Here is a 6,310-nt window from a genome sequence, read left to right on the forward strand (position 1 = left end):
CCCGGTGTCACATCGCTCAGGCGGGATTGTTCGCGTGCGTCAGGGTCTCCCACGCGACGAACAGGTTGTTGCTGCCGGCCGGGCGCGACTGCTCGGTCAGCCGCTGCGTGTTCGTCATGGCGATGCCCATGCGGTTGTGCAGCGCGTTGAAGGCGACCTCCGTCACCGGGCCGAGGCCGAGGTTCAGCTTGCCGCCGCACAGCCAGGAGGGAACGCCCTCGCCCAGCTGGTACCGGCTGTGGAAGCCGAGCGCGTACCGCAGCCGGTCGGCGATCTCGGGGTACACGTCCTGGCCCTGGATCCGGGTCGTCTCGGCGATGTGCGAGATCGCGGAGATGCCGTAGCCGGTGTGCGTGAAGTCGCGGCAGGTCTCCTGGGCGAGGCCGTTCTCGAAGGTGCCCTGGCCCTGCCAGTAGTTCACGATCTCGGACTTCGTGTCGACGGAGCCGATGCCCTTGGGGTAGGCGCCGTCCGTGGCGAGGTAGATGTACGCGGGGACGCGCGCCCGGAACTTGGCCATCGCCTTGTCCCAGCTCGCCCGGTCGTCCAGGAAGACGGAGATGCCGATCGCGGCCTCCATCATGGACAGCTCCCAGTTGCCGTTGCTGCTGCTGCCGCCGATCACCTTGGGCAGGTACACGGTGCGCAGCATGGTCGCGAAGCGCGCCTGGTTGGGCCAGCTGCTGTAGGTGTACCGGATGATCTCCGCCGCCCGCGGCCAGGACGAGCCCGCCCAGCCCGTCTGCAGCGGGGCGTTGCTGTTCGTGTGCTCCTTGATCGTGGCCGACCACGCGTCCATGATCGCGATCGCCTTCGTCGCGTACCGGCTGTCGCGCGTGATGAACCACGCCAAGGACAGGGTGTACGCGGCGATCGCGTCCTCGCGCTCGTCCGTGCAGCCGTTGTTCGGGTTCGAGTACGAGCCGCACTCGACGGTCGCGCGGGGCTTCGGCGTGCGCGTCAGCGACGCGTACTTCGAGCCCATCATCTGGTCGTTCGCCGCCTTCCACGGCTGCTCGCCCGCCTGCACCTTGCCGCGGACGAAGTCGAGCTGAGCCTGGCTGACCAGGACGCCGGGGTGTGCGAAGGTGGCGGGCGCCGCGGCGGTCTGCGGCGCCCGGGCGGTGGACTGGGCGGCCGACGCGTACGTGGCGCCGGCCACCGCGACGGCGACCGCGAGCCCGGCCGCGCCGAGCAGGACGAGTCGTCGTGACATGGGGCCTCCCGGGGGTGACACATCTGTTAGGCAGTCTGCCTAACGCGTCCCAAGCTGCCCGGGGAAGCCATCACATCGAAACTTAAGCATCCGTTGGGCAGGCGATCAGGTTGCGGGCATCATGGGTCCCGTGACCAACGCGACGCGACGTTCTCTTCATGGGCTGGCGGAGCTCGTGCTCGCCGGGCCCCAGCACCGGGCCAGCGGGACCATCCGGCTGCGGGTGCTCGACGGCGGGTTCGCCACCGTCGCCGCGCCCGACCTCCGGGTGACCGCCGACGCGCTCGTGATCGGCGACGACGGCGGGCGCCGGGTGACGCTGGCCGGGCGGACGCTCGGGGAGCTCGCCGCGGCGGCGGGGGTCGAGCCCGGGGCACCGCGCGACCTGTACCCGGACGGCTCCGGCGCGTCCGCGGACGACCCGGTCGTGCTGGACGGGGCCGCGGAGATCCTGGCCGGGTTCGCCGCCGGGGACGCGGCGCTGCGGGCCTTCAGCGCCGACGCCACGCCGGTGCTGTGGCCGGAGCACTTCGACCTCGGCGTCTCGCTCGACGAGGTGAACTACGGGGTGTCGGCCGGGGACGCGACGATCGACGAGCCGTACGCGTACGTCGGACCCTGGAAGCCGCGGACCGGGGACTTCTGGAACGTGTCGTTCGGGGCGGCGCACCCGCTGCGGGAGCTGCCCGACCTGCCGGCGTTCTTCGCGGAGGGACGCCGGCAGGCCGGATGAGGGCTACTGGAACAGCTTGGCGGCGGTGATGGCGGTTTCGATCACGCCGTAGCCCAGGAGGACGGCCACCAGGGCCCAGCTGACGATCAAGCGGACGCTCATGACGCCACCTTCTCCGGTTCGGCGGTCACGGGTTCGTGGAAGCGCTGCGGCACCGGGCGGATCAGCAGGTTGGCGACGAAGCCCACGGCCAGGATGCCCACCATGGTGAACAGGGCCGGCTGGTACGCCGACGCCGTCAGCGTGCCCGGCTTGCCCTGCGCGTCCAGGAAGCCGTTCACGATGAGCGGGCCCGCGACCCCGGCCGCGGACCAGGCCGTCAGCAGGCGGCCGTGGATCGCGCCGACCTGGTAGGTGCCGAACAGGTCGCGCAGGTAGGCCGGCACGGTGGCGAAGCCGCCGCCGTAGAAGGACAGGATGAAGCCGGCCAGCAGGACGAACAGGGCCGTGGCGGTGTGGCCCACCGAGGCCAGCAGGGCGTAGAGGACCATGCCGACGCCGAGGTAGCCCATGTAGATCGGCTTGCGGCCGATCAGGTCCGACGTGGCCGACCAGGCGAACCGGCCCGCCATGTTGAACAGCGACAGCACCCCGACGAAGCCCGCGGCGGCCGCGACGCTGACGCTGGAGACGCCGGCGTCGCGGAAGAAGTCCTGGATCATCGGGCTGGCCTGCTCCAGGATGCCGATGCCGGCGGTGACGTTGCAGAACAGCACCACCCACAGCAGCCAGAACGAGCGGGTCCGCAGGGCGTTGGCGGCGCTCACGTTCGCCGTCGTGACCAGCGGCTTCTCGCGGATCGAGGCGGGGTCGAAGCCCGCCGGCCGCCAGCCCTCGCGGGGCACGCGGACGTTGAAGACGCCGAACATCATGATCAGGAAGTAGCCGATGCCCAGCGTGACGAAGAGCAGCACGAGAGCGGAGCCGCCGGCGACGGACTTCGCGTTGTTCGGGTCGTAGCCGGCGTCGTAGAGCGACAGCAGCTGCCGCGACAGCGGGCTGGCGATCAGCGCGCCGCCGCCGAAGCCCATGATCGCCAGGCCGGTGGCCAGGCCGGGCCGGTCCGGGAACCACTTGATGAGCGTCGAGACCGGCGAGATGTACCCGATCCCGAGCCCGATCCCGCCCAGGACGCCGTACCCGAGGTACACCAGCCAGAGCTGTTTCGTGCTGATCCCGAGCGCGGCGACGAGGAAGCCCGCGCCCCAGCAGCAGGCCGAGACGAACATGGCCTTCCGCGGCCCGTTGCGCTCGACCCAGGTGCCGCCGACCGCGGCCGACAGCCCGAGCATGACGATGGCGATGCTGAAGATGATGCCGATCGCGGTCTGGCTGGCGCCGAAGTGTGCGATGAGCGAGTTCTTGTACACGCTCGTGGCGTACGCCTGACCGATGCACAGGTGCACGGAGAGCGCCGCCGGCGGGATGAGCCAGCGGCTGTACCCCTCCGAGGCGACCGTGTGCCTGGAGTCCAGAGCCGATAGCAGTGACATCGGACACCTCCTAAGGCCGAGCCACAGTTTAGATCGCCATACGTCTATCTCGCAGCGCAACTTTCCGCTGATCAGAAAGGTCGTGATCCAAATGACGCCATAGTTGAGCAACAATTGCCCGGTGGATCGTGTGACTGTCTGGGACGACCGGCGCGGCCCCGACGATCGGGCCCGGCTCGCCCCCGGCCGCCCCCGGGACCTTGACCGCAGCCCCGACGTCCTCGTGGTCGGCGGCGGCGCGATCGGGCTGGCCGCGGCCGTGTTCGCCCGCCGGGCCGGCCTCGGACGGGTGACGCTCATCGAGCGCGCCCCGCGGCTGGTCCCGGGCGCCTCCTCCGGCAACGGCGGCGCGATCGCCCCCGACCTGCACGAGGAGAGCGACGGGCCGCGGTTCGTGGCCTTCGGGCGCAAGAGCCGGCAGCTGTACCGTGACCTCGACGCCGAATGGCAGGGCGCGATCGGCGCCTGGCCCACCCGCTGGCTGGACATCCGCCCGGTGGAGGCGTTCCCCTTGCGCGGCGGCCTACTCGACGCCGCCGGCGTGCAGGCGTTCCCCGGCCGCGGCGGCCTGCTCGACGCCGCCGGCGTGCAGGCGTTCCCCGGCCGCGGCGGCCTGCTCGACGCCGCCGGCGTGCGCGCGCTGGAGCCCGATGTGCGGCTGCCCGACGGCGCCGCCGCGCGGCTCTTCGAGGACCAGCTCGCCGTCGACCCGCTCCGGCTGGCGGCCGCGCTCGCCGCCCGGGCCGGGCAGGTGGTGACCGGCGTCGGGCTGCTCGGCGTCTCGGTGCGCGGCGACCGGGTCTCGACCGTGCACACCACGGCCGGCGACCTCACCCCGGGCGCGCTGGTGGTGGCCACCGGGCTCGTGCCGCCGCCGTGGCATCAGGGAGTACGGCAGCGCTGGGTCAAGGGCCACATGCTCGCGCTCGCCCCCGGCCCCTGGCGGCTCGGCAGCGTCCTGGCCGGGCCCTACGGCGGCGGCACCCCGCTGCCGGGCGGCGGCGTCGTCTGCGGCGGCACCTTCGACGAGGGCGACCGCTCGCCGGAGGTGCGGCCCGAGGTGAGCGACCCGATGGCGAAGGACCTCGCGACGCTGGTGCCGGCGGCCGCCGAGGCGCGCATCAGCCACCGCTGGTGCTGCTTCCGGCCGCACATCGAGCACCGCCAGCCGGTGGTGGACCGCCTGCCCGGGGTGACAAACGCCTGGTTCGCGGGCGGCCACTTCACCACCGGGATCATGATGGCCCCGGCGACCGGCGCGGCGCTGGCCGACTGGATCGGCTCGGGCCGCACGCCCGAGGACGTGCGGACCTTCACCCTGCCGCGGACGCCGTCACCGTGGCCGACTCTCGGCCCCACCCACTGAGCGTCAGGCGGTCAGGTCGACGTAGGTCGACCAGCCCCCGGCGTAGTACTTGTAGTACGCGTGCCCGTCCTGCGCGAGGGTGTACGCCTCGGTGGTGCCGAACGGCGGGTTGTACAGGCTCTGCGGCCGGCCCACCGGGCGCACCGGGTCCGCCCGGCGGACGAACAGCAGCCGGTTCGGCGTACCGTTGCGGGCGTAGGCCGGGTACGCGTTCAGGTCGAGCACGCCGGCGGACGAGCCCCGCACGAGCGCGTTGCGGACCTGGGTCGGGTTGCAGTCCTGGTGGGCCTGCAGGATGAGCGCGGCCGCGCCGGTGACGTGCGGCGAGGCCATCGACGTGCCGTCCAGCAGCGCCGTGGCCGTGTTGCTGTCCTTCCAGTCCGACCAGATGCCGGCGCCCGGCGCGTAGAGGTCGACGCAGGCGCCGTAGTCGGACCAGTACATCGGCTTGTCCTCGATCGTCACCGCGCCGACCACGATCGCCTCGGCCACGTCGCCCGGCGAGTTGTTGCAGGCGTTTGTCGGGTTGCCGTTCTCGTCGCCGTTACCGGCCGCCACCGACCAGGTCAGGCCGGAGCCGGTCGAGCGCTTCAGGGCCGCGTCGATCATCGCCGACGGGTGGTCCGAGGCTCATGTTCGCCACGGCCGGGTGCTGCGCGTAGGCGGTGATCCAGTCGATGCCGCCGACGACCTCGTCCAGGAAGCCGTTGCCGCTGCAGTCGAGCACGCGGACGGCCTTGAGCGTGATCTGCTTGGCCACACCGTAGCTGGTGCCGCCGATCGTGCCGGCCACGTGGGTGCCGTGGCCGTCGCAGTCGTTGGCGTTGCCCGGGTCGTTGCTGTTGTTGTCGTTTTCGGGGTTGTAGCAGTAGTGGTCCCCGGTGCGGTTGACGAAGTTGTGCATTTAGCTGGCACGGCCGCCGAAGTCGTTGTGACGCTCACCGCCGGCAACGCCCAAGGACGCCGCATCCAAACAACCGCCCGACTGCACACAACGCTCAATCGGCCGCAACGCTCAATCGCCCGCAACGCTCAACCAACTCGACTGCACGCACCCCTCAATTGCACGCAGCGCTCAACGACGGCCGACTGCACGCGGCGCTCACCAGCACGCAACGCTCGACGGCACCCAACTGCGCGTAACGCTCATCTGCACGCAGCGCTCAACGACGGCCAACTGCACGCACCACGCAACTGCACCCGACCGCACGCAGCGCACAACTGCACGCAACGTTCGATGCCGGCCGACTGCAGGCGGCGCGCAACTGCCCCCGACCGCACGCGACGCGCAACGACACGCGACCGCACGCAGCGCTCAGCGACGGCCAACGACACGCACCACGCAACTGCACCCGACCGCACGCAACGCGCAACTGTGCGCGGCGCTCGATTACGGCCGACTGCACGCGGCGCGCAACTGCCCCCGACCGCACGCGACGCGCAACGACACGCGACCGCACGCAGCGCTCAGCGACGGCCAACGACACGCACCACGCAACTGC

Annotated in this window: 4 protein-coding genes and 1 pseudogene; 2 read left to right on the top strand and 3 right to left on the bottom strand. The window is 71.5% G+C overall.

The annotated features are described in order from the left end of the window. Window positions 1-16: 16 nt before the first annotated feature. Window positions 17-1,216 (bottom strand): alginate lyase family protein, encoded by a 1,200-nt coding sequence (locus tag AB0B76_RS35330; RefSeq protein ID WP_360383600.1) that lies wholly within the window; start codon window positions 1,214-1,216, stop codon window positions 17-19. A 130-nt stretch (window positions 1,217-1,346) separates the two neighbouring features. Here AB0B76_RS35330 and AB0B76_RS35335 point away from each other — a divergent pair, with 130 nt between their 5' ends. Continuing rightward, on the top strand, window positions 1,347-1,949 hold the full coding sequence (locus tag AB0B76_RS35335) for a hypothetical protein (protein WP_360383602.1): 603 nt from the start codon (window positions 1,347-1,349) through the stop codon (window positions 1,947-1,949). Window positions 1,950-2,047: 98 nt separating this feature from the next. On the opposite strand, the gene AB0B76_RS35340 is transcribed toward AB0B76_RS35335, so the two are convergent. Continuing rightward, window positions 2,048-3,436 carry an OFA family MFS transporter gene (locus AB0B76_RS35340; RefSeq protein ID WP_360383730.1) on the bottom strand — a complete coding sequence of 463 codons (1,389 nt, stop codon included), beginning with the start codon at window positions 3,434-3,436 and terminating at the stop codon, window positions 2,048-2,050. A 127-nt stretch (window positions 3,437-3,563) separates the two neighbouring features. Here AB0B76_RS35340 and AB0B76_RS35345 point away from each other — a divergent pair, with 127 nt between their 5' ends. After that, window positions 3,564-4,808 (top strand): FAD-binding oxidoreductase, encoded by a 1,245-nt coding sequence (locus AB0B76_RS35345; protein WP_360383605.1) that lies wholly within the window; start codon window positions 3,564-3,566, stop codon window positions 4,806-4,808. Between the two features lie 3 nt (window positions 4,809-4,811). Here the strand turns inward: AB0B76_RS35345 and AB0B76_RS35350 are convergent. Then, window positions 4,812-5,712: pseudogene (locus AB0B76_RS35350) on the bottom strand (S8 family peptidase). Window positions 5,713-6,310 lie beyond the last annotated feature (598 nt).

This window comes from Dactylosporangium sp. NPDC049140, assembly GCF_040648435.1.